At 38.5% G+C, this 23,695-nt stretch carries 11 protein-coding genes, 2 tRNA genes and 2 pseudogenes; 9 read left to right on the forward strand and 6 right to left on the reverse strand.

Annotated features, from left to right (window positions below; genetic code table 11):
* From ACFIMP_RS08025 to ACFIMP_RS08035, 3 genes are all read left to right on the forward strand, one after another.
* Positions 1–381 (forward strand): phage tail protein (locus ACFIMP_RS08025; RefSeq protein WP_375686227.1); only part of this gene is annotated, 381 nt, incomplete at its 5' end.
* The gene (locus ACFIMP_RS08030) at positions 378–632 is read left to right on the forward strand and encodes a tail protein X (RefSeq protein ID WP_375668632.1); all 255 of its coding nucleotides are present in this window, start codon (positions 378–380) and stop codon (positions 630–632) included. The genes ACFIMP_RS08025 and ACFIMP_RS08030, both read left to right, overlap by 4 nt.
* Entirely contained in the window at positions 632–1,657 is a 1,026-nt protein-coding gene (locus tag ACFIMP_RS08035; protein ID WP_375686235.1) for a phage late control D family protein, read from the forward strand. Before ACFIMP_RS08030 ends, ACFIMP_RS08035 begins: the two co-directional genes overlap by 1 nt.
* Positions 1,658–2,197: 540 nt before the next feature.
* Here the strand turns inward: ACFIMP_RS08035 and ACFIMP_RS08040 are convergent.
* Positions 2,198–2,271 (reverse strand) — tRNA-Gln (locus ACFIMP_RS08040).
* A 260-nt stretch (positions 2,272–2,531) separates the two neighbouring features.
* On the opposite strand from ACFIMP_RS08040, the gene ACFIMP_RS08045 reads away from it, so the two are divergent.
* The 3 genes and pseudogenes from ACFIMP_RS08045 to ACFIMP_RS08055 form a co-directional block, all read left to right on the forward strand.
* Complete coding sequence (locus tag ACFIMP_RS08045; protein ID WP_375612407.1) at positions 2,532–2,921, forward strand: VOC family protein; 390 nt, start codon at positions 2,532–2,534, stop codon at positions 2,919–2,921.
* A 232-nt stretch (positions 2,922–3,153) separates the two neighbouring features.
* Positions 3,154–3,243: pseudogene (locus tag ACFIMP_RS08050) on the forward strand (DNA adenine methylase); the annotation flags it as partial.
* A gap of 1,034 nt (positions 3,244–4,277) precedes the next feature.
* Positions 4,278–4,483 (forward strand): annotated as a pseudogene (locus ACFIMP_RS08055) (DNA adenine methylase); the annotation flags it as partial.
* 137 nt (positions 4,484–4,620) lie between these two features.
* Here ACFIMP_RS08055 and ACFIMP_RS08060 read toward each other — a convergent pair.
* The 5 genes from ACFIMP_RS08060 to ACFIMP_RS08080 all read right to left on the reverse strand — a co-directional run bounded on the left by ACFIMP_RS08060 (position 4,621) and on the right by ACFIMP_RS08080 (position 8,467).
* Positions 4,621–4,694, reverse strand: a tRNA-Gln gene (locus ACFIMP_RS08060).
* Positions 4,695–4,758: 64 nt separating this feature from the next.
* Positions 4,759–5,517: an iron ABC transporter ATP-binding protein gene (locus tag ACFIMP_RS08065; RefSeq protein ID WP_273791485.1), complete on the reverse strand. Its 759-nt coding sequence runs from the start codon at positions 5,515–5,517 to the stop codon at positions 4,759–4,761.
* A complete protein-coding gene (locus ACFIMP_RS08070; protein WP_524535891.1) occupies positions 5,514–6,464 on the reverse strand; it encodes an iron chelate uptake ABC transporter family permease subunit in 951 nt (316 codons plus the stop codon). Before ACFIMP_RS08070 ends, ACFIMP_RS08065 begins: the two co-directional genes overlap by 4 nt.
* Positions 6,457–7,413, reverse strand: a complete 957-nt coding sequence (locus ACFIMP_RS08075; protein ID WP_375613670.1) for an ABC transporter permease — start codon at positions 7,411–7,413, stop codon at positions 6,457–6,459. Before ACFIMP_RS08075 ends, ACFIMP_RS08070 begins: the two co-directional genes overlap by 8 nt.
* 103 nt (positions 7,414–7,516) lie before the next feature.
* The gene (locus ACFIMP_RS08080; RefSeq protein ID WP_375686229.1) at positions 7,517–8,467 is read right to left on the reverse strand and encodes a siderophore ABC transporter substrate-binding protein; all 951 of its coding nucleotides are present in this window, start codon (positions 8,465–8,467) and stop codon (positions 7,517–7,519) included.
* Between the two features lie 198 nt (positions 8,468–8,665).
* Here ACFIMP_RS08080 and ACFIMP_RS08085 point away from each other — a divergent pair, with 198 nt between their 5' ends.
* From ACFIMP_RS08085 to ACFIMP_RS08095, 3 genes are all read left to right on the forward strand, one after another.
* A complete protein-coding gene (locus ACFIMP_RS08085) occupies positions 8,666–15,625 on the forward strand; it encodes an autotransporter outer membrane beta-barrel domain-containing protein (protein WP_375686230.1) in 6,960 nt (2,319 codons plus the stop codon).
* Positions 15,626–16,301: 676 nt separating this feature from the next.
* Positions 16,302–19,433 carry an autotransporter outer membrane beta-barrel domain-containing protein gene (locus tag ACFIMP_RS08090; RefSeq protein ID WP_375686231.1) on the forward strand — a complete coding sequence of 1,044 codons (3,132 nt, stop codon included), beginning with the start codon at positions 16,302–16,304 and terminating at the stop codon, positions 19,431–19,433.
* A gap of 1,176 nt (positions 19,434–20,609) precedes the next feature.
* Positions 20,610–23,384, forward strand: a complete 2,775-nt coding sequence (locus ACFIMP_RS08095; protein WP_375686232.1) for an autotransporter outer membrane beta-barrel domain-containing protein — start codon at positions 20,610–20,612, stop codon at positions 23,382–23,384.
* The last annotated feature ends 311 nt before the right edge of the window (positions 23,385–23,695 follow it).

A 23,695-nucleotide genomic window follows, 5' to 3' on the forward strand; every position in this document is an offset into this window, starting at 1 on the left:
TCTGCCTCATGGGTTTGTATGGAGCGTTTTGGCAAGGCACCCAGTTTGCAATTTACCGGCTATGGCAATGATGCAAAGACCATTCATGGAGTTTGGTTTCCAGAAGAATTTGGTGATCGGGTAGCCATTGATGCCATCACTACAACTATCCGAAGAGCAAAGCCGGTCCAGATGCTTCGTTGGATCAATGATACCACCTATAGTGTCCTTCTTCATGGACCCGTAGTAATCACCACGATCAATAAAGACCACGACTATATCAGTCTTTCTGGTCAATCCCAACGCATCCGCTATTCCATTACGCTCTTGCCCTTTTTTAATGGCGGAAAACCACAAGGACAATACCAAGAGGGACAAATCCAAGTGGGACAAACTCTATGAAGATACCAGAAAAGCATGTTATTGTAGAGCTAGAGGATATGAGCCTCGATCTCCTTTGCTTTCACCATGTCATGGCAGTGTTCAGAGACCGGAGGCAAGCTGGTTTACTCAAAGGCTATTTAGAAGCCACACTGGAAGCTAATCCAGAGATTGCCAAATATGGTGTGTTTTTACCGCGGGGCTTAAAGGTCATTTTGCCTGAATTTGTGTTGTCTAATCCCCAAAGCATGGTGAAGCGGTTATGGGATTAATGCGTACACACCCTTTTATTGTGGTCAAGGTGGGAGACAAACCTGTTCATGAGGTTTTTTACCAGCGTCTTTTAACCGCAACGATTACGGACCATGCCGGGAATGAAGCCGATACATTTGAAGCAGAGTTTGATGATAGTGGTAATGATTTAGAGGTTCCCTCAAGCAATAGTGCGCTACAGGTGATCTTTGGTTATGAGAACAGCATCAGTGCATTTATGGGGTGTTTTGTTGTCGAATCGGTTGTAAGTTGTGGTGGCAGTGATGGAGAGATTTTGCGCCTTTGTGGCAAAAGTGCCTCGATGCGTAAAGAGCTCAAAGAACAGGTGAGTGAGCATTTTGATCACAAAACTGTTGGTGAGATTGTGGAGACACTTGCCAAACGCCATGGCTATCAAGCAAAGGTCAGTCCTCAGTTCACTCAACAAACTTTGCCTTATGTGATTCGTACAGATCAATCGGCTGTTGATTTTTTAACCCGCCTTGCCGATCGCATGCGGGCACGTTTTTTGATCAAGGACAATAAGTTTTTATTTTTAAGCGGTGACAATTTACCAGCATTAGCAATCCATAAGCACGACTGTTCCAACTGGGAATTTACGTTAGAGCCACGTACGCAATATGGCACCATTGAAGCTTCTTATTTTGATCGCTCAAAAGGGCAGCAATGCCAAGTCAAACATCAGACAGGGTTTAGCGGTCCTGTGCGGCGTTTACGGACTTGTTACACTTGTGAGGAGGAAGCACGAGCTGCTGCTGCTTCCGAGTCGGACAGGTTGTGTCGTGCTGTAGGCAGTGGTTCTTTGACCCTTGAGGGACGCCCTGAAATCATGGCGGATCAACCTCTCATCCTTCAAGGGTTTCGTGGGCAAATCAATGGTCCATGGAAAGCCGCAACCGTCACCCACCGCTATGAAAAACAAAGCGGATACACAACAGAAATCACACTCGAGGCACCAAACAAGGGAAAAGAGGCAGGAGAAAAGGAAACCTCTGAGAGACAGAAAATCAAAGGGACAACTTGACCCTTTGATCGGTCGTGATGAGGAATAGGTGCAACTTGCACCAATTGCTAAAACGAGAAATAGGATCAAGTTGATCCAATTGCATGAGTACAGCAATAAGCTAATGTCTACTCAATTCCTAAAAGGAGCAATGGTGCAAACATTGCACAATTGCATACTGAAGAGCAATTTGGTCAAGTTGACCGAATTCCTTAAACGCTTCTCTTTTTAATAATGTCCTGAATAATGTGCTTAGGATACAGAAAAATCATCAGTCAATTTATGCTAAAAGAAGTCATACCATCTTATATACGCTGCTTCTCAAATAATACGATTCCAACTCAATGATTGATCATCTCAAATTGCGATTTTGAGCAGAAAAGAAAAAGAGGCTTTAAATGATCTTTGAAAGGCCTTTGAAAACCCTTTGAGAACCCCTTAAAAACTCTTTGAAAAAAATAAATTGGTACAAAACCTAGTGGCAAAATATACAAAACCTGCTGGCAAGCTACAGGCAAGCTACATACAGGCAAGCTACAGCTACACAAGCTACAGCTACACTGGCTGGGGAACTTGGATTCGAACCAAGATTGACGGAGTCAGAGTCCGCTGTTCTACCATTAAACTATTCCCCAATAAGCCAATTTTACCATTTCTAGCAGATTCTATAGTGTAGGCAAGTGCAAAAAATCTTTAGATTATCGATAATAAAGAGCGATAGGGATATCATTATAATCCCCGTAGTGGCGGTCTCAATATTTTAGCATATAGCAATAAGCGAATAAAAACATGTAAATAGAGCACACCGCGAATGGAGGCATCACAAACTCTTGTTGAAATATTCTCTAATAGGTATATGCCTGTCAGGCAACAGCTACTAAATCATGGAGAATTTATGAGTAATATTCCTACTTATCCTGTTACCCCAAACCTACAGTTGGTATACGTTTCAAACATAGAGTACTCTACGGCTTTTTACAAATTCATCTTCAAGAAAGAACCTGTGTTTACCTCGCCACGCTATGTTGCATTTGCTTCTTCGGGGGACGCTCTCTTTGCTCTCTGGTCTGGGGGCGATACGCCTGAGGAAAATGCACCTCGTTTTTCAGAAATCGGCATTATGTTGCCTACTGGAGAGGACGTAGATAAGCTCTATGCGGAATGGAAAGAGCAAACCACTGTTGAGATAAATGTTTTGAAGGAACCGTATACTGATGTATTTGGACGTACCTTTCTAATCAAAGATCCGGACGGACACATTATTCGTGTTTGTCCACTGGATTAAAAAGCCTGAGATCCGATCTTTAATCGTCTGAATTATAATACCTGAATTATAATAATTGTCTGTTTCCAAAACCTATAAGCTATGTATGCTAAGAGGCTTACTTACGACGTGTGGCTTATCCGTTCGGTGCTGTTCCACTATATTCAGCCCCACAACCTGCCTGTTTCCACAGGCGGTCTAATTGGCTTGGACATCAGTCGGCGTTATTGCATGGCCAGTGATCAGTACTTGTAAAATCATAGAAGCTATCCCTCATCGCACTTATATTGAGCCTTTTATTGGAATGGGAGGAATATTTTTTACAAGGAAATTGATATCTTTATGAAGTTAAAAAGGTTTTGTACATAAAAACTAATAAAATCAATATATTAAGTGTAGTTATTTTGTATGAATCCACTTAAGAATCCATACTTTTATGCATGTTTGAATTGATCATTTTTTATATAAAATTGCCATGGATGTATAGACTATAAAAAGCAAATCATGATGCAAATACTATAACGCATGGGTGCATTCAAATGAAATGAAAAGCGGTTATCATTCATAACGTATCATAAATTTTATGATACGTTTTTAAAAACGCTTACTAAAAAGTTAGTAAATGATAGGCAGGCATTATATAGATACTATCATCACAATATAGAATGAAAATCACAATGTTATGTCTTATGAAATTGAAAGCCTTTTAATGCTATAACGCAAGCAAGCGAGAAAAAAACGTTTTAAAAGTTACAGTTTAAAAATACGAAACCAAATGAGCTCTCTCAAAATTTGGGGGGCACCTATTGAAAAAAAGATGAGGCAGCAAAATTCAAAACCATTGTAACATCTAAGGTATGGGATTTTATTCAATTTTGAGTCAAAAGCTATAATGTTTAAAGATGGCTATTCTAAAGATAACGCCTCCAAAATTGGATTGGTTAATTTTGCCAACTCAAATTTGAGCTGGTTAATTTGCAAAGAAGTTACATTTGAGTGCAAAATGAAAAGATACTTATGAAAGCCTTATTGAGAAAACATTCATTTAAGATGCATTTTCTTTTGATTGGATTGATAAAGTTACCAAGCGTTTATAGATTCTATAATGCTAATGAATGATATCAAAATCATAGCTATCATTTACGTTTCTTTTGATAAGTTTTCATATTTCTAAATAGAGCACTTGCAATATGATACGTTTTGTATATATGAATTTATTACTCCATTGTGGATGATTCATTTGAATCTTATAATCAATATCTGAAAGCCGCGTCATATCATTTGGCTCGGCTTTCTTTTTTGAATTCTCTCTTTAGATAGGTTTATAGCTATTAGATAAGGCTTTCCCATAAACAGAGCCAGATATACGTGTATTACTATGGAAAGGATTTATTTGCGCGAGGATTACCAGACAATGTTTGCTTTGCTTGCGCAAGAGAAAAATTCTTCTCTCTCAATGATGTGTCTCAGATCCGAAAAATATTTAGCCAATTTAAGATAAAAGGGGTTGCCACATCTTATACATGTGGTTCAAAGAATCCGCACCTGCTCAAGAGCTTATCATCTCAAATTGCAATTTTTAGAGGAAGAGAAAATATGCATTAAAGGGATTTTAAATAACCCTTGAAAGTTTTTGAAGATCCTTTGAAAAAAATAAATTGATGCAAAACCTGCTTTCAAATTATACAAAACCCGATGACAAGCTACAATCATTAAATACTGGCTGGGGAACTTGGATTCGAACCAAGATTGACGAAGTCAAAGTCCGCTGTTCTACCATTAAACTATTCCCCAATAAGCCAATTTTACTATCCCTAGTAGATTCTATAGTGCATGCAAGCGCAAAAAATCTTTATGATTATCGATAATAAAGAGCGATAGGGATGTCATTAATTGTTTTGATTTGAATATCGACATCATAAATGTCTTTAAGAATTTTTGGTTGCATAATTTCTTTTGGAGTCCCACAATAGGCCGCTTTCCCATTTTTCAATGCAACAATCATATCTGAGTAAGATGAGGCAAAATTAATATCGTGCATAACAATAAGAATGGTTTTTTTCAGTTCATCAGCTGTGCGGCGTAATTGCTTCATCATAGAAACCGCATGTTTCATATCCAGATTGTTTAATGGTTCATCTAAAAGAAGATAATCAGTGTCTTGGCAGATAACCATGGCTATAAAAGCGCGTTGACGCTGACCGCCAGAAAGCTCATCTAAAAAACGGTCTTTTAAATCTTGTAAGCCGAGATAGCGTAGCGCACTGTCGATAAATTGTTTATCTTCATGTGTATACCAGCCTTTTGAATAAGGATAGCGTCCGAAACTTACTAAATCGTACACGGTTAAGCGAAAAGACAAAGGATTTTCTTGACGCAGAATTGAGAGTTTTTGAGCCAAAATATCGTGGGGCATTTTATCAATATCAAAGCCGTCGATATGAATTGTACCATTATGGTGTGGCAAAAGACGTCTTATCAGCATTAAAAGAGTTGACTTTCCCGAACCATTGGGCCCAATAAGAGAAATAATCCCCCCTTTTGGAAGATGAAGGCATAAATTATCGATAATCAATCGTGCTCCGTAAGCCTTGGAAAGATGATTGATCTCAATCATTTTAGTTTTCCCTTCATCAGTAACATTAAGAAAACAATACCCCCACAAAACTCAATGATAAAACTTAAACGCCCTGCCATATGAAAAATTTGTTCTAAAATAAATTGTCCCCCCACCAAACAAATAATCGCTAACAATATTGCAATCGGCACAACAACACTGTGTTTTGCTTGAGGAGAAAGTTCATAGGAAAGGTTGGCAACTAACAGTCCAAAAAAGGTGACGGGGCCTACTAATGCGGTGGAAATGGATACGAGAATGGAAATAAAAATAAGGACAGCTGTTGCACTTTTGTGGTAATTAACGCCAAGATTGAGGGTATTTTCACGTCCTAAAGCCAAGATATCAAGAAGATGACGGGAATGCCATCCAATCAGACTCACAATGAAGACAATGATTGTGGCAAAGCCTATTAACGGTGTATTGAATTTATTAAAATTTGCAAACATAATATCGGTTAAATTCATCATTTGGTCTGGATTTAGTTGCAATTGCATAAACATCCGTAAACTGAAAAAAAATCCGCCTAAAACAACACCGATTAAAAGCGTCAAATGAAGTCCTTTTAGGCTTCCTGAAAAGAGCCAGCGAAAAAGGCTTATTGAAAAAAGAATAAGAATGAGGGCTTCAAGAACGAGCTGTCCTTCTTCATTCAAAAAGGGCAAAGAAAGAGAGCCTACAAAATACATTAGGGCAGTCTTTATTAAAATATAAAGCTGATCAAATCCCATAATTGAAGGAGTAAGAAGACGGTTATTAACGATTGTTTGAAATAAAACCGTGGAAACGCTTATTGCATAGGCAATAAGAAGCAAAGAGGAAAGTTTTGTAAGACGAAATTTCCATGTATAAACATTGATGTTCCACGTCATGTAAAGACTAATGACAGTGCATGCTATGATGATAAGTGTTGTTAGTACACATATTGTTTTTCTTCTTCTATCCAAGACGCTTTCTCCAGCGTAAAAGCAGTATCATAAAAATAAAACTACCGATTACACCCATTATGGTGCTGATGGGAATTTCAAGAGAGGGATGAATGATTCGTCCTAAAAGATCACAAATTAAGACCAATCCTGCACCGCTGATGGCCACCCAAGGAGCGGTATAGCGCATATTATCTCCCATGAAACTTGAAACAATATTTGGAATAATCAACCCAACAAAAGGAATACGGCCAATGGTACAGACAACAACAGCAGTGATTGAGGCGACAATAAAAAGACCAAAAAACATGACAACACGATAATTCAATCCAAGGTTATTGGTTAAATCTTCTCCCAAACTTGCAACCGTAAAGCGATCAGCAGTACAATAGGCCAGAATACAAAGGGGAAGGGATAGCCATAAGAGCTCATATTTTCCTTCAAGAACCATCGAAAAACTGCCAAATAAGTAAGCTTGAAGAGAAGGAAGTAACATTTCATAATCTGCAATGGCATTGGTTAAAGAGCCAATAATATAGCTTAGCATAATCCCTGTAAGGGGTACAATGAGAGCAGATTTTAGAGGAATGCGTCGCAATAAAAACATAAAAAGTAAAGTGCCTACCATGGCAAAAATTGTCGCAACGACCATTTTTCCTAAAACAGGAATATCGGGCCAAAAAATCATAATAAAAAGAATGCCAAGGGAAGCAGATTCAATGGTTCCAGTGGTTGATGGTTCGACAAAGCGATTGCGTGTTAATAGTTGCATAATCATGCCTGAAAGTGCAAGTGCTGCGCCTACTAAAAGGATTGCAATGGTACGAGGAAGACGTGTTTGCCAAAAAATAAGCCACGCATGGGGATCGGCTGCGAAAAGGTTAGAAGGTGTGACATCAGAATAACCAACAAAAATGCTGAGGATAGACAGGAAAATTAGAAGTGTTATGGTTATCCAGTAATTCTTCACGTTAAATCATTTTCTAACAAAATCTACAAAAAGCAAAGACTGCTTAATAAACAACCTCTGCTTTTAAATTTTATTTATATAGCAAGCAAGCTCTTTCGTGCGCTTATTTGCTCTTTGTAAAGGCTTCATTGATCTGCTGTGCGGTTTCAATGAGCGCCGTTAAACCACCATTTGCACGATACCAGCTCCAAGAGTCCAAATAAATAATTTGATTTTTTTTGCTTGCTGTTGTGCGGTGAACAAGCTCATTGTTGAGCAATTGTGCTGCGGATTGTCCTTCCCGTCCAATGGCTGCATCGCGATCAATCACCAACAACCAATCAGGATTGGTTTCAAGAATAAATTCAGGAGAAATGAGTTGTCCATGTTTTTGCACGGTAAGTTTATCGGTTGCAGGGGCAATTCCAAAAGCGGAGTGAAAAATATCGAAACGTGATTTTGGTCCGAAAGCACTGATTTTTCCACCAGAGGTCATGAGTATGAGCCCGGTGCCTTTTCCTTGGGTATTTTTACGGACTTCAGCAAAAGCTTCATTGATTTTTGCAATTTCCTTTTCTGCTTCTTGTGTTTTACCAAAAATTTTTCCAAGGATAGACACATTTCGTTTTATATCTTCAAGAGAATTTTCGTTTTCTACGGTTAGATCAATTGTTGGGGCTATTTTGGATAAGTCTTTATATTTTGCTTGAGTTCTGGAGGAAATAATAATCAAATCGGGTTGAAGAGTGGCAATTTTTTCATAATCTGGCTCAAAAACGGTTCCAATTCTTTCATATTTTGCATCGTCAAATTGTTGCAGATAGGAAGGTTTTTTTCCTTCAGGAAGGCCGATAACTGCTTGGATACCAAGGCGATTCATATTATCTAGCGAGGCAAGATCAAACACAACAACCTTTTGCGGAGAAGTGGGAACAGAAGTCGTGCCTGAAACATGATCAATTGTTATATTTGTCTGGGTACTCGTATTTGCAATACTCGTATGCGTCCACAAAATCGTTGCAAAACTAATTGCAACCAGTAAAACAGAAGTCATCCATTTCATATATTTTATCATCGTGATTTTATCCTTTTATCTAATATTACAAGGGTTTGTGCACTTAAAAACTTAACTTTGGTATTTTTATGCACAAAATGAAGCGTAAATAAATAACACTATGTTGTAAAGTTGACTTACATATGTTACAAATCGTTCACTTACCTCATTTTCACTTAATTCTAGTGTTTTTGCAACATTATTTAGAAAGTTTGACATATGATCAATGTATTTAAAAAGCGTACACGTTTGTACGCACTGACAACAAGTGCTTTCTTCTTTTTACAAGGTGTAGATGTTTCTATGGGGAATGGTTGGTTCTCATCATTCCTTCCTTCATTATCATCATTTACCTCTTTCATTGGAGGGTCGAGCACAGGGGCTATAACACCACCCGGAGGAGTGGAGGTTTCTGGAAGAGCAGAACCTAGAGTCGGTAATCCTGTTGGTAGTGGTTCTGCTCAGCCTCAGCCTCAGCCTCAGCCTCAGCCTCAGGCTCAGATTGTGCCTGTTTTAAATCATATTCGACCTATTAGTGCTTGTCATTCTAGAAAGAATAATATTTTTGTTCCTGGCATGATACGGAATGTTGCAGATAGTAGTGTTCGTGTTGCGAGTGGTGCAGGTGCAGTACCTGGCGTTGCGAGTGGTACAGGTGCTGTGCCAGGGGTCCCAGGTTCAGGTGTCCTATCTACTCCTAGTTCAGGCGTCTTATCTACTAGGATGGAAACAGTAGTAAATGTGCCGCAAGCAGGTGTACCAGCTGGCTCCAGTGGCTCATTAGCTCTTGTACAAGATACTTTATTATCAGGTAATATAGCAGGAGGAGGATTAAACACTGTAAGTCAACAAAGACCAAAGGCTATATCAGGTGTTGCGAGTGGGGCAGATACAACGAATCTGCCTGCTATTCCAGGTGTTGGTCCAGGTACTATATCAAATGGTGCTTTGAATAGTATGCCAGGTGTTCCAGGTACAGGCGGTGTATCTACTAGGATGGCAAGAGCAACAAGAGCAGAAAATGTGGAGGCAAAAGAAGCAAAAACAGCAATAGCAAGTGGGAAGAAAGCACGTGAGGGGCATGCAGGTGTGCCAAGTGGAGTAGGTGGAGAGTTAGTTAGATTACTAGATGTTCCAAGAAATGTAGATACTTGGACATTATTTAATATTCCGAAAAAAGATAGTTTAGCTGAAACATATTTTCCAGTGGGGGAAGAGGCGCTAAGAGTACAAAAAGCGAGTGCAGATGGTCTTATTGGTATGCCAGGTATATCAAGTTTTGTATTGAATTCTTTAACACCTGATAGAGCAGGTCTTTTTGTGCCTGGTGTGAGTGTATCTACACCGGTTGGTGATGGTGTTGGGGCTCTAGAATTTATAGATTCTGTGGAGGCAGGTAAAGGATTGGCTGATTTACTTAATGGTGATCAGCGAATATATGGATCTATTTCCTGTGATCAGTCGGGAGTATATGCTCTAATAGGGGGGACTATTATAGCGGATCAAGGTGAGAGCGCTGTAAATGTGGAATCTCCCCTTGATGATGGGAAAGTAGTTGTTAATTTGGACGAAGTATCCATTGAAAGTATGAATATTGGGAAAGAACTTTCTGAAAGTTTATCTGCAGTAGGTATACAGGATTATAAAGTAGGTATAGAGAACATAGGTAGTTTATATATTCATGATCCGCTTTATGTTGGTGTATATGTCGGAGATTCTGCTTCAAATATGGGTGCGGAGGTTAAATTGAAAAACTCAAATATTCAGGGTTTTTTTATTGGGCTTCGGGCTGAAGAGACTGGAAAGATCACAATGGTGGGGGGAGGAATCAGAGATGCGTATATAGGTGCTCTTGCTAGTGATAATGGGTGGATTGTTTTAGAGAATGTAGATATTAATGTTAAAAGAATCGGTTTAGTTAGTTTGGGTCCATCCGTTATCGAGATGAGGTCTGGAGCAATTACCGTGAAAGAGGGTGGAATAGGAGTTATCTCTACAAAAGAGGGGACTGTTCTACTAGACGGGACGGTTATCAATGTTGCTGAGGAACCAAAAACTACAGAAGTTGGTACTTCGGAGACGAATATAGGTTTATTGTCACTTGGAGGTACTATTTCCTTTAAAAATGGAAAACTTAGAGCTCCTAATACTATTGCATTTTTGGTAAGTGATAGCTTTAAGAATAATATCTCTGTAGCTTCTAATAGAGTCTCTGGAGCTTCTAATGGAGTAGAAGCGGAGAGTGAGGATGGCGATGATACGCAACAGGATTCTGAGGCTGATAGTGATTCTTTCATTGGTGAGGTCATCTCTATTGAAACTAGAGATGGCGCTGTCCTTAATAATATTAGTTCCACGTATTTTGAGGCTTTATTCCCTATAGAGAATTTTTTAGGAAGCGGTGCAGATTCTAGAAGTACTAGTGCACCATCTGGAGCTGGCGCTGGAGATTCTGCAGTGGTGGCGTCTAAACCAGATGCAAACTCTAGGGTTGTCAACTTAATAGTTTCTGATATTCAAAATTCAACCGTTAAAGTGGAAGGTAAGTCTTATGGTGTATTTTTTGGTGATATACCTTCGAATGTGAGGAGAAAAAATGATCAAACGAGTGTGAGACAAGAAAGTGATCAAAATGTAGGTCAAAATCTAGGAGAGGGTGGAATAAAAGATGATGGAGATAGTTTGTATGCAGTTCTTTTGAAAAATACGGTTTTCAGAGTTCCTAATGGTGTGGTCATTTATGGTAACAGTTTGGATGGGTACGTCGTTGTAAAAGATGACTCAACTCTTTCGGGTGATTTAGTGTTGAAAGCTGAAGAGGGGTCGCATTTGTCGGTTTTTGTTGAAGACTCTGTCGTCATGGGGGGAGCTCACGTTGATAAAAAATCTCAAGCTAGGCTTTTTCTATCTGGGGGATCAGAGTGGTATTTAACAAAGAATCTGCATAATAGTTTGGAAAATTCAAATACGGGTTGTGTAGATTCATGTCTTTCGTCTATGAATCTTGTAGATAGTAATGTTAGATTTTTTACTTCTTTGAAAAATGAAAATACATCTAATAAAGATATTGAGTATCGAACCCTTCGCATAGGAGATGGGGATGGAACAGTTTATAGTGCTGCTTCTGCCGCTTCTGGTGCTACAATTTACTTCAATGCAAATTTGATGCCTAGCAATACAGAAAATTCTCAAATATCTGACAGATTGTTGATTCATGGTGATGTTTCTGGAAAAACAATGGTAGTTGTGAATGATACTTCTGATGGTATATCACAAAGTCAGGATACACCTCATAGCATTTCAATTATTCAGGTTTTTGGAAATGCAGAGAGGGATTCTTTTAAGCTGAAAGGTGATTATATTACACGAGAAGGGTTACCTTATAAGTATGTTCTTCGTGCTTATGGTCCAACTACTCCTCCGAAAATGCAGTATTTTGATAAGACATTACTTAAAAATAGTAGAAGTGTTTGGGATTTTCGTTTAGAAAATGAATATTTTATACCTCTCGTTTCTGCTTATACTGCTACTGCTAATTTTCAACCTATTTTTAAGGCTAAGCCACTTGTTGCAGTTGATTCTACTGATGCTTCTACTGAAACTGCAATAAATACTAATGCTGACACTGGTGCTGGTGAAGTAAATAGTGAATCCATAACTCCTCCTGTATCTGGGGAATCTGCATCTGTAGTCTCTGTTCAAGGCAATTCACTTTTGAGATCTGAAACATCTGACGAATTTTATGAAGATGATGATGACGAAGATTTTACGGAATCTGAAACATCTGAGGTTGTAGTGCATACCTTTTTACCTGTTACTCCATCTCCATCATCTGTTACTCCTTCTTTATCCAGAAATTTGGCACCTTTAGTACCTCCAAGAGTTAATTTAAGTGGGAGATCTGATACAGGTAGAGGACCTGTAATATCTGCCGATGAAATTTTTGTAACACCTGGGGATCATATTGTATCTAAGAGGCCATCACCTATAAAATCAGCTGCTGCTATGAAGGCTGCTATGAATGCTTCTGTTCCTGTTGTTTCTGAGGTAGCTGTTATATCTTCTAATGGAGTTTCTGCTATGAAGCCTTCTACTTCTGAGATATCTGCTATATCTAATGGAGCTTCTGCTGTGCAGCCTTCTACTTCTGAGATATCTGCTATATCTTCTAATGGAGTTTCTGCTATGAAGCCTTCTGCTCCTGAGATACCTGCTATATCTAATGGAGCTTCTGCTATGCAGCCTTCTACTTCTGTGGTTTCTGAGATAGCTGTTATATCTTCTAATGGGGCTTCTGCGAATGCTTCTTCTCCTGTGGTTTCTGAGACATCTGCTGTATCTTCTAGAGCTGTTGGGCGTGTTCTTATGCTTAGTCGTACTGGTAATGGAGATGTTTCTTCTAAGGAAACGGTTTCTTCTACATGTGATGATATGAATAATGGTGAGAAGGGATCACAGACTACTTATTTGTGTAGAGATGGTAAATCGCGGACAATAACAGGGAAGACACTGAAGGTAAGTGATAAAACTCAGCATCCTATGCATGCAAAAAATCAGGATACGGTTATTAAGTTAGAGGGAGCCACAATTAGTGGTGCGGATTTTTCTGATAGCAAAAATAATGTTGATTTTAATGAAATATATGCCGTGAGTGCTGTGCTTGCAGAAGAGGGGGCAGAAGTTGTTTTGGATAATAAATCAACAATTACCTCTTCTGTGATTGGGCTTGAAGCGCAAAGTGGCGGGAAGGTTACAATGCATGCTGGAACAGTCAATGCGCTTTATGTGGGCGCTTTGGCGAGTTCTGGATCATCTGTTAATTTAAAGGATACAAAAATTAACGTAACGGGGGATTTAGCTGTGGCTGGTCTGGCGAGTCAGGCTGGTGAGGTAACTATGGACTCTGGAACGATTATGCTGACAAATGGAGTGGCTGTGAGATCAGAAGCTAGGGGACGTGTAAGATTAAACAAAGTTAATATTACTGCGAAAAAGGAAGCAGGAAAGTCGAATTCTACAGAGAAATTTGGACGTGCAGCTTTTCTGGTGAGTGATAATGCTTCTGTTGATTTTAAGAACGGAAATGTTGTTACTGATGCTCATGCTTTGTGGATTATAAAGTCTGGTGATAATGTGGTTGAGACGGGTTCTTCTAGGAGAAGGAGATCCTCTGACGTTCGTCCTACTATGAATCACGTAAATATCGAGTCTTCTACTGTTAAAGTGGAAGGTGACGGAGTCTACGGTATATATTTTGATGGGGGAACACAGAAGGAAGCGAGTCAACAAAATCGAAGTCAGGATTTAACAACTGAGAAAACAAATGTTGTTAAGCGGAGTACTGTGTCCAAACAGGAAAAAACGCCTATAGGCATAACAGGGACAGTTTCGTTGAAAAAAACTGATTTTGAAGTTGCAAATGGTATAGCTATCTATGGTAATAATTCTGGTGGTCGTGTTTCATTAGAAAATAAAACAACTCTTGCTGGTGACTTGTTATTAAAAGCTGAGAATGATTCGAACATATTGGTTTCAGTTGATAATTCTATTGTTACAGGCGGTGTTCGCGTTGATAAAAATTCTTATGCAAAATTAGACTTGGTTAATAATTCACAGTGGATTCTAAAAAGAAGTGCACAGAGGAATTTGGGGACTCTAGATTCAGGATGTGCGGATTCATGCATTTCTTCTGTAAGTCTTGTAAATAGTGCTATTGATTTTGCACCTTCGGAATCTGAAGGAAAATATCAGACTCTCCATATTGGAAATGGGAAAGGAACTGTTTATGCGGCACAGGGTAATGCTGTAATTCATCTCAATGCACGTTTAAATCCTCGTGATCCGAGTGATCAGCAAGTCACTGATCGGCTTGTCATTCATGGTGATGTTTCTGGAAAAACAAAAATACATGTACGAGGTGATGCGGGCAATGTAGGAGATGGTAAAGCGAATGCCAAGATTGCTCATACTGTTTCAATTATTCAGGTCTATGGTCAAGCGAAGAAAGACTCTTTCCAACTCGATGGCAATTATGTTGCACTGAGAAACTCACCTTACAAATACACCCTTCGTGCTTATGCTCCAGAAGCGACTTCGAAACAGGAGCATGTTCAGCAGAAATTTGTTAAGGATGGTGGAGAATTTTGGAATTTCCGTTTAGAAAATCAGTATGTTAAGTCTGTTGGATCTGCTGCCCTTCCTGAACAATTTGTAAGGTCTGTTGTTCCACAGGTTCCAACTTATCTCAGCTTGCCTAATAGTGTATTCCACGCTGGTTTAATGGATATTAGCAATCAAAATAAGCAATTGGAGACGTTGCGGATGACTTCTACAGGAATGGTAGAGGTTCGTGAAAATCCCGCTTTATACTTGCGCGGCTATGGTGGAAATTACCGTTATGCTTCAGATCTGTCCGCACTTGAATATGGTTACGGAGGTGATCTTAGTTATAATGGTGTAGAGGCAGGTGTTTTGCTGCAAACTATTGAAAATGCTGACAGTGCTATATCCTTTGGCGTTATGGGAACTTATGGAAAACTTTCTCTGCAGCCTGTGAATGTTGAGTACAGTCAGAAGAGTGCATTTGATAAATGGACTGCTACGGTATATGGTAGCATGCAGCATAATGTTGGCTTCTATGTCGACGGTCTTTTATCCTATGGTCTGTTCAAAGGTGATGTTCTCACCCTTGCACGGGGTAAAACAGCAACATTAAAAGGTAATCCTTTAAGTATTTCTTTAGCTGGTGGTCAGACAATTATGACAGGATATAAGGGCTTTGTTTTTGATCCGCAGGTTCAGGTTGTGTATCAACATCTCCAGTTTAATAAAGCCCGTGATATCGACAATTTTGATATTGAAATGGGTAACCTTAATCAGTGGGTAGCGCGTGTTGGTGGACGCTTAACCAAGATTCCTACAGGTTCTGAAGGCGTGAATGCTGTTGCTTTCTATGGTAAGCTTTATCTTGCTCATGGTTTTGAAGGAAAACAGTCTGTGCATTTCAATGATGCTTTCAAGTTAGGAGCTTTTGGTTCTTCTATAGAGGCTGGATTAGGTTTTAATGCCAAATTGTTGCCACAGTTCTCTCTGCATGCTGATATTCTCTATCAACATAAGCTTAATAAGGCTGGTTTTTCGGGAACAAGTTTTTCTGGAGGAGTACGTTATCAGTTTTAATATAAGGTACACTATGTACCTTATTAGAAAAGGCAGCACATTGTGCTGCCTTTTTTCTTTATAACAACTTGTGTTGTTCTTAAAAAATCTCGTCTTCTTTATTAAGCAAAAAAGACATAGTTTGTTTTATGCATGAGAGCACTTTTCTCCGCTAAAGCGAATTTTCTTAAAATTTATGCTGCTACTGATGCGATAGAGTGCTTCGCTTTTATCGGCTTTTTAAGCGTTCAGCAGACCGGTATACGTTACGTTATCCTTTTTGGTACTGTATTGATATTATCTAATATAATATTTGATGTTTTCTAAAGCTCGTTTTTGAGAGTTTGTTTTCTACTGATTTAAGTCATTGTTTCATTCATCTCCTTGTGGATTAATTTTTAAAGCTCACAAGGTTTGATTGTGTTTTTAATTAATTACACGCACTGGTTTTATTTTTTCTTTACACGAAATACAGAATGCATTATACACTCATAAAGTGTGTTTCTGTAATTGTTCTCTTATAGGTGGTTTTGGCGTAGAGCTTTTGCCAAATTTATTGGGATAATTCATTACACAGTTCAGATGAGCATGAGGCATGTTCTTTTGTTACACTTTTCGTATTTTTGAGGTGTGCAATGGGGTGTTTTGTAAGTGCTTTTGTTTTTAATGAGAGGGGAAGGAAAGTTTCGAGGGAACTATGATTAAAGTTTTTAGAAATCATGTATGTTTATGTGCTTGTACAACCGCTATCCTCTCTTTGTTCCAAAGTGGAAGAGAAGTTTATGCGGCTACAGAGGGGAAGGATAGTAATCGTTATGTTATAAAGGTTATCCCAGTTGTCTCTGCTAATTCTTCTCCTCAGCTTAGCGGGAGTAATAAGCATAAGCTTCCTCTTAGTGGAGAGAGTGGGGATAATTATTACCCTTCTAATATGATTAATGTTGGCAATAACGATGAGGGTATTCGTGGAGGAAATAATTATCGTAAGCTTAGTGGAGTGGATGGATGGAATGGATATCAGAAAAATGTAGATAACTCTGTTAAAGATGCAGACTCTGATGGAAGAGGAGTGAATCCTGGTTTTTATTACTATAGTGGGTTGTATTATGTATGTGATAATTGCGGGATAGATCCTAAAATTGATAATAAATCTTATACAATTACGAGTGCAAATGTTTCCAACTACCCTGCTAATCCCACTGCTATAACGGTGAAGGGAATAGGGACCAGAGTTGATGGAGAGAATGTAACTGTTAGCAGTGAAGTTCCTGATAAATCTTTTTTGCGTGGTGTGGCTGTATTCGATGATGGAAAGATTGTTTTGAAAAAATCGACGCTTAAAAATACAAAGTTAGCTCTTTTCGCTCATAATGGGATAATTGAGATACAGCAGGGGATTATAGAGGACAGTGATAGGGCTGTTGAAGCCGTGGGGAATTCATTGGTTATTTTAAAGGATACAAAAGTTAATACGCGTGATGGGAAGGTAAGTCTTTCCAGTTATAGCGGTGCAGATATCTGGGTGGAAGGTGGGGAGGTTAACTTTACCAACAGTCATGGGATTTCTGCGATGTTGGGAGGGACGGTGATTCTCGATGGTGTCACTCTTACTGGAAAGGGCCACAAAGGCAAAAATGATGCAGCTTTTTTAATGGATGAAGGGGGACGTGTTGAGTTTACAGGGGGGGCTATTAAGGTTGAGGATGCACATGGTATATTATTAGAAAATCCCGTCAAGCCTTTTAGTGTTGTACCAGAACGTTCTGACTCAAAAGATGAAACTGAAGATTTATCGAATAACTTTTATGTGACCGAGGCTAACTTTAAGTCTTCTTCTGTTACAGTAAAGGGTAAGGGATCTTATGGTATCTATTTTCGGGGAGAGAAGCCATGGAGTGAAGGTGGGGATAAAAAAGAAGAGATTTCATTAGAGGAAGAAAAAGCTCCACCACGATTGGAAGTTGTTAATTTGGATACAACAGAGTTTTCTGTTGAAGACGATACGGCTCTTTATGGCAGCAATGTTATTTCTGGTGCGGTGAGTTTGATGAAAAGCACTCTTCGTTCAGGGAATTTTTTATTAAAAGCTGAGAAAGGGGCATCTGTGATCGTTTTGGCTGATGCTTCTACGCTTGAAGGTCGCACACACGTTGATAAAGACTCTAATGCCGAACTTTATTTGGGAGGTCGTTCTACATGGATTTTACAACAACCGCTGCAAAAAGATCAACACGAGGCTGCACATGATTCTTCTATTTCACTCGTTAGTCTTATGGATGAGAGCTCTATTAATTTTAAAAGACACGAATCTTCTTCTGTTGATGATTATCAAACCCTTCGTGTGGGAAAGGGAAAGGGTGAAGTTTATAGAGCACAGGGTGGTGCCTCTATTTCTCTTAATACATATCTGAATAGGGGTGGTGCTCTTGTTAATCAAAAGACTGATCGTGTTTTAATTCATGGTGATGTTTCAGGAAAAACAATGCTCCGTGTGCATGGTGTTGCAGGAAGTCCAGGAGGATATACGGGAAAGGGGGGGAATGCTGAAGGTATTTCAATCATTCAGGTTTCTGGACAAGCAAAGCAAGATTCTTTTCAGTTGGAAGGTGGTTATGTAGCCTTAAACGAATTACCTTATCAGTATAAGCTTTATAGTTATGGTCCAGAATCTGAGTTTGGAAAAGCAAGTATGGATCAGAGATTAGTTGAAGGGAGTGGAGATTTTTGGGATTTCCGCCTTGAAAGTAGGTCTATAGATTCTGATGTTCAACCTAAACCAGATCCTGCTCCTAAGCCAATTCCGGGACCAGAGCCTTCTCCAGAACCAGCTCCGGAGCCTCATCCTCGTCCTAAGCCGGGCGTTAAGGCTGTTGTTCCGCAGGTTCCGACTTATCTCCTTTTGCCTAATGCCTTACGTCATATTGGTTTGATGAATGTTAACAATCAAAATAAGCGGTTAGAAGCTTTGCGAATTACTTCTGGGGGCTTATTAGAAAGTCGTGAAAACCCTCTCTTTTTTGTGAGCGGTTATGGCGGCAATCATCGTTATACTTCAAATCTTTCCACGCTTGAATATGGTTATGGCGGCGAGTTTGATTATAATGCACTAGAGGCAGGTGTTTTGCTGAAAGCAATCGAAAATATGTATGGTTCCACTTCTTTTGGAGTTATCGGGGCTTACGAGAGATTTTCTTTGCAACCTTTGAATGTTGAGCAGAGTCAAAAAAGTACATTTGATAAATGGTCAGTTACGGCATATGGTGGTATGCAGCATGATGCAGGTTTTTACGTTGATGGTCTTGTGTCTTACGGCTTGTTTAAAGGTGATGTTCTAACAACTGCACGTGGCAAGACGGCAACATTAAAGGGTTTCCCTTTAAGTGCTTCATTGACTGCTGGTAAAACGTTTATGGTGGGGGAAGACGGTTTTGTTTTTGATCCGCAAGTTCAGGTTGTTTATCAATATCTTCAATTTAATAAGGTGCGTGATGTGGATGGCTTTGATATTGATTTAGGAAAGCTTCATCAGTGGGTAGGGCGTGTTGGAGGGCGTTTAACAAAGAGGCTGGTTGCTACTGATGAGGCTCAGGTTGTTTCTTTCTATGGCAAGCTTCATCTTGCTCATGGTTTTGAAGGAAAACAATTTGTGCATTTTAAAGACGCTTTTCAGCTAGGTGCTTTTGGTTCTTCGTTAGAAACTGGATTAGGTTTTAATGCCCAATTATCTCAAAATTTTGCGCTTTACGGCGATTTGGTTTATCAGCACAAACTAACGAAAGCTGGTTTTTCTGGAACGAGTTTTTCAGGTGGATTGCGTTATCATTTCTAGTGTTGTTCCTGTTTTTGATTAATCTTTCAAAAAGCTACAAGTTGTACTTGTGGCTTTTCTCATTATCTATTCATCTTGTGTTATAGCATTTTTACGAGAGTATGACTTTGCATATCTTTAATATGCTTTTAGGTTGGACTTCTTTCATTTTTTTGAAAAGTCTGAAGAGTTTGTACGTTATTGTTTCAAAACGCGTATTTCAGAGTGATTATTATATTATTTATAATGTTTTGATTTATAAAGATATTTTTAATTTAGGGTGCTGAAATATTTTCAAGGATTTTATGATGAATCCATAAAAAGCATTCCTTTGTCTATTATATGTAAAATTGGCAGGTGGATAATCATTTAAGAAAGGAGTCAATATAATTTGGGGAATTATATTAAGAGGAGAGGATTTACAATATTAGAAATTAGCAAAGACAAAGATGCTACTCAGGCACAATGAGGGCTGTATCCGATGAACTTGATATTATATCCGCTGTCGTTGTGAAATGGGGATGGAAAAAATGAGAGATATCTGAGAAAATTGGTGAATGAGAAACATAATGACGTATTGTTTTTTGAAAGTGTGTTTTCTTTAAATGCATAAATAAAAAGATGAAGTCATGTGTCATCTTCACTTTTTAAAATATGGCTCTGAATGTTTTTGAATATTGTAAAGTTGAATTAAAAGGAAAAGGTAAAATCGGAACTGATTTTTACACGTTCCTACTTTTTATTAGACTGTCTTACCATGAAGATTGCCTAAAAGGCATATGTGAACTCTTGTTTCTCAATTTTGGCATATGTTTTGTCTGCTTACAGAGTGTACACTGTTTCAATATAATATTATCGTAAGGATGTTGATTATATCCGTTCTGGCGGTGATTAGACGGCAGTTAAAGTAGGTGTTCTTAATGCATGTCAACTGACTAAGGGTGTTTTTGACTAACAACGTTAAAGGTGATTTTTCTGTCGTTCTTCAGTTATATTTTTGCAAATTCTTTGTAAAAGCGACAGATTTAGATTGTATTTTCGAGTAATTTTTTTATTCCATATTTACATAAAACACAAAAAATATTAATAAACTCACGATATTAAAACCTAAACGTATTAAATATTTTTCTTTTGGTTAAGTTTTTTGATACGTTATGTGTAGATCTTAGTAAGAAGAGGGGGGATTATGGTGGAATTATGGTCAATCTATTTAAAAATCGCTTCTCCTTATGTACTTTTACAACGGCACTTCTTTTTTTGACACACAATGTTGGTGTTTTTGCACGCAATGCTGAATCTCAGGTTATCTCTGGAAAAAAGCAGTCTTCATGTGATCAGAATGCAGCATTTTATCAGTGTTCTGATGGTGGAGCGCACGAAATTAATAATAAAGTTTATTCGTTAATGGATAAAAATGTTAATGGTGTTCATGGAGCCATGGAGGCGTCTAAGGAAGGTACAATTATTCGTGGCAAGAATATAACTGTTAAGGGTATTTTGGATGAAAAGAATAACTCGGAAAACAATTTTTGGAAATATGGAGTAAAGGTATCAGAAGAAGCGGGCGTCTTTCTGAGCGATTCCACGTTGAGTGGGGTTTTAGTGGGGGTGGAAGCTCAAGGTGGATTCATCGTAATGTCTGGTGGATCAATTGATGCAATCAAAGTGGGGGCTTTTGCTGGAGGAAAATCTCAAAGTGGTGTTGATTTAACGAATACGCAAATTAGCCTAGGGAGAGTTGGGGTTAAAGCAGAAGAAAAAGGATATCTTATTTTAGAGGGTGTCTCTATTACCGGCAAGGGGAGTACCGGCAAGGATGATCAAGGGCTGGATGCAGGTCGTCAGGCAGCTTTTCATATATCTGAAGATGGTTATGTTCAGTTTATGAAAGGTTCTGTTGATGTTACTGATGCTCATGGGCTTTTATTGCAGGGAGATAAAGCTCCTCAGATTAATATTGGAGATTCCAATATTACAGTGAAAGGTAATGCATTTTATGGTATACACTTTGAAGGTGTGGCAGCATCAGAAGGTTCGTCAGAGGGAAAATCATTGCGCGTTGATTTGAAAAAGACGCGTTTTGTCGTTCCAGATAGTATAGCTGTTTATAGCAGTCAATCTGGAAAATCTAAAATATTTTTAAAGGAAACAAAGCTTTTGGGGGATTTGTTGCTGAAGGCTGATCGTAACTCTTCTATAGAGGTTGTTGCTGATGCTTCTGCACTTGTCGGTCAAACTCAGGTTGATAACAGTTCTAAAGTCGACCTTATCTTGGGAAATAATTCACAGTGGGCTTTATTGCAACCAAGACAGAAAAAATTACAAGATCCTAATTATAGAGGTGTTTCGTTTATTTCATCGGTACACCTTTCTAATAGTTCCATTACTTTTGAAAAACCAAAGTCCAGTACTAATCATGCATATCAAACGCTTTATATTGGAAAAGGAACAGGTATTGTTTATCAGGCTTTTGGTGATGCTTGGATTCATTTGAATGCACGTTTAAATCCTAGTGATACAAGTGATCATCAAGTAACGGATCGGCTTCTCATTCATGGTGACGTTAAGGGAAGAACTATAGTCCATATACAAGGGGTTGCGGGAGGTTTAGAAGAAAAAAATAAAAAAGCGCATAGTGTTTCAATTATTCAAGTTTATGGAGATGCATCGTATGACTCTTTTCAACTGAATGGGCAGTATGTTGCATTAAATGGCGCGCCTTATAAATATGTTCTTCGTTCTTATGGCCCAAGTGTTACTAGAGGGGAGGAGCATGTTAAACAGAGATTTGCTTTGAACGGAGGAGCATTTTGGAATTTTCGTTTAGAAAATGAATATGTTCAAACTGCTGATTATAGAGAAACTCCTATGGTTTCTAAACGTACACCTCCTGCACGTGCTTCTGTTGAGGATATTATTCCCGAATCTTCTGGTGATGTTGTTCCAGCGTCTTCTACAGATAGTCTTTCTGAAATTGAAAATGTTTCTCCGTCTCAACGAGGTGTAAGATCTGTTGTTCCTCAGGTGCCAACTTATCTACTTTTGCCGAATAGTTTGTTCCACGCTGGTTTGATAGATATCAGCAATCAAAACAAGCAGTTGGAGATAGTACGGACTAATCTTAGTGGAATGTTGCAAATTCATGAAAATTCTGCTTCATTTTTGCGTGGCTATGGTGGAAGTTATCGTTATGCCTCAGATTTATCTGCGCTTGAATATGGTTATGGGGGAGATCTAGGGTACTATGCACTAGAGACAGGTGTTTTGCTACAAACTGTTGAAAATGTTGACAGTGTTATATCCTTTGGGGTGATGGGGTCTTATGGAAAGCTTTCTCTACAACCTCGAGATGTTGCACAAAGCCAAAAAAGTACATTTGATAAATGGACTGCTACAGTTTATGGAAGTATGCAGCATGATGTAGGATTCTATGTTGATGGTTTGTTATCTTATGGTCTGTTTAAGGGAGATGTTCTGACAACTGCGCGGGGTAAAACGGCAACATTGAAGGGTAACCCTTTAAGTGTTTCCTTGATGAGTGGTCAGAAAATTGCCACAGGATATGAAGGTGTTGTTTTTGATCCACAGGTTCAGGTTGTTTATCAGCATCTTCAATTTAATGAGGCCCGCGATATTGATAATTTTAATATTGAGATGGATAAACTTGATCAATTGATGGTGCGTATGGGTGGTCGCTTGATAAAGACTCTTACTGCGTCTGAAAAAGATCGTGATGTTTCTTTTTATGGAAAGATTCATTTTGCCCATGATTTTGGAAAAGAAAGGTCTGTGCGCTTTAAAGATTCTTTCCAGTTAGGGGCTTTTGGTTCTTCTCTAGAGGCTGGATTAGGTCTTAATGCTCGCTTGTCTCAAAAATTTGCGCTTCATGGTGATTTGGTTTATCAGCATAAGTTGAGTAAAGGTGGTTTTTCTGGAATCAGTTTTTCTGGTGGATTGCGCTATCGTTTTTAGGATGATCATCTTGAGGTAAGTTGTTTAAAGAACCACAAGCATAGCTTGTGGTTTTTTATTATTTGTTTGCAACTTTTTAAATAAGTTTTTTAAAAAAATGTTTTTTTTTCATGAGCAAGTTTGTTTCTTTTTAGAAACGAGATAAGGCTTTCTGGTTTGCAGTTTTTGCTTCTTATGCTGTTTTTCTTCTTTGAGTTTATTTTTATTAAATTCTCTTGAAATCACTGCTTTGGGGTGGAATTTTTATTTCTATCTATATTTTTACGCGTTTTTATAAATAATACAATTTTAAATTGTGATATTTTGGGATT

Origin of the sequence: Bartonella sp. AP65SXKL (assembly GCF_042195725.1) — a bacterium.
Taxonomy (GTDB): Bacteria; Pseudomonadota; Alphaproteobacteria; order Rhizobiales; family Rhizobiaceae; genus Bartonella.

Bases quoted from the DNA above. Each gene is read 5' to 3' on its own strand.
- ACFIMP_RS08030 (WP_375668632.1), top strand. From the start codon at position 378: ATGAAGATACCAGAAAAGCATGTTATTGTAGAGCTAGAGGATATGAGC.
- ACFIMP_RS08035 (WP_375686235.1), top strand. From the start codon at position 632: ATGCGTACACACCCTTTTATTGTGGTCAAGGTGGGAGACAAACCTGTT.
- ACFIMP_RS08045 (WP_375612407.1), top strand. From the start codon at position 2,532: ATGAGTAATATTCCTACTTATCCTGTTACCCCAAACCTACAGTTGGTA.
- ACFIMP_RS08065 (WP_273791485.1), bottom strand. From the start codon at position 5,517: ATGATTGAGATCAATCATCTTTCCAAGGCTTACGGAGCACGATTGATT.
- ACFIMP_RS08080 (WP_375686229.1), bottom strand. From the start codon at position 8,467: ATGATAAAATATATGAAATGGATGACTTCTGTTTTACTGGTTGCAATT.
- ACFIMP_RS08085 (WP_375686230.1), top strand. From the start codon at position 8,666: ATGATCAATGTATTTAAAAAGCGTACACGTTTGTACGCACTGACAACA.
- ACFIMP_RS08090 (WP_375686231.1), top strand. From the start codon at position 16,302: ATGATTAAAGTTTTTAGAAATCATGTATGTTTATGTGCTTGTACAACC.
- ACFIMP_RS08095 (WP_375686232.1), top strand. From the start codon at position 20,610: ATGGTCAATCTATTTAAAAATCGCTTCTCCTTATGTACTTTTACAACG.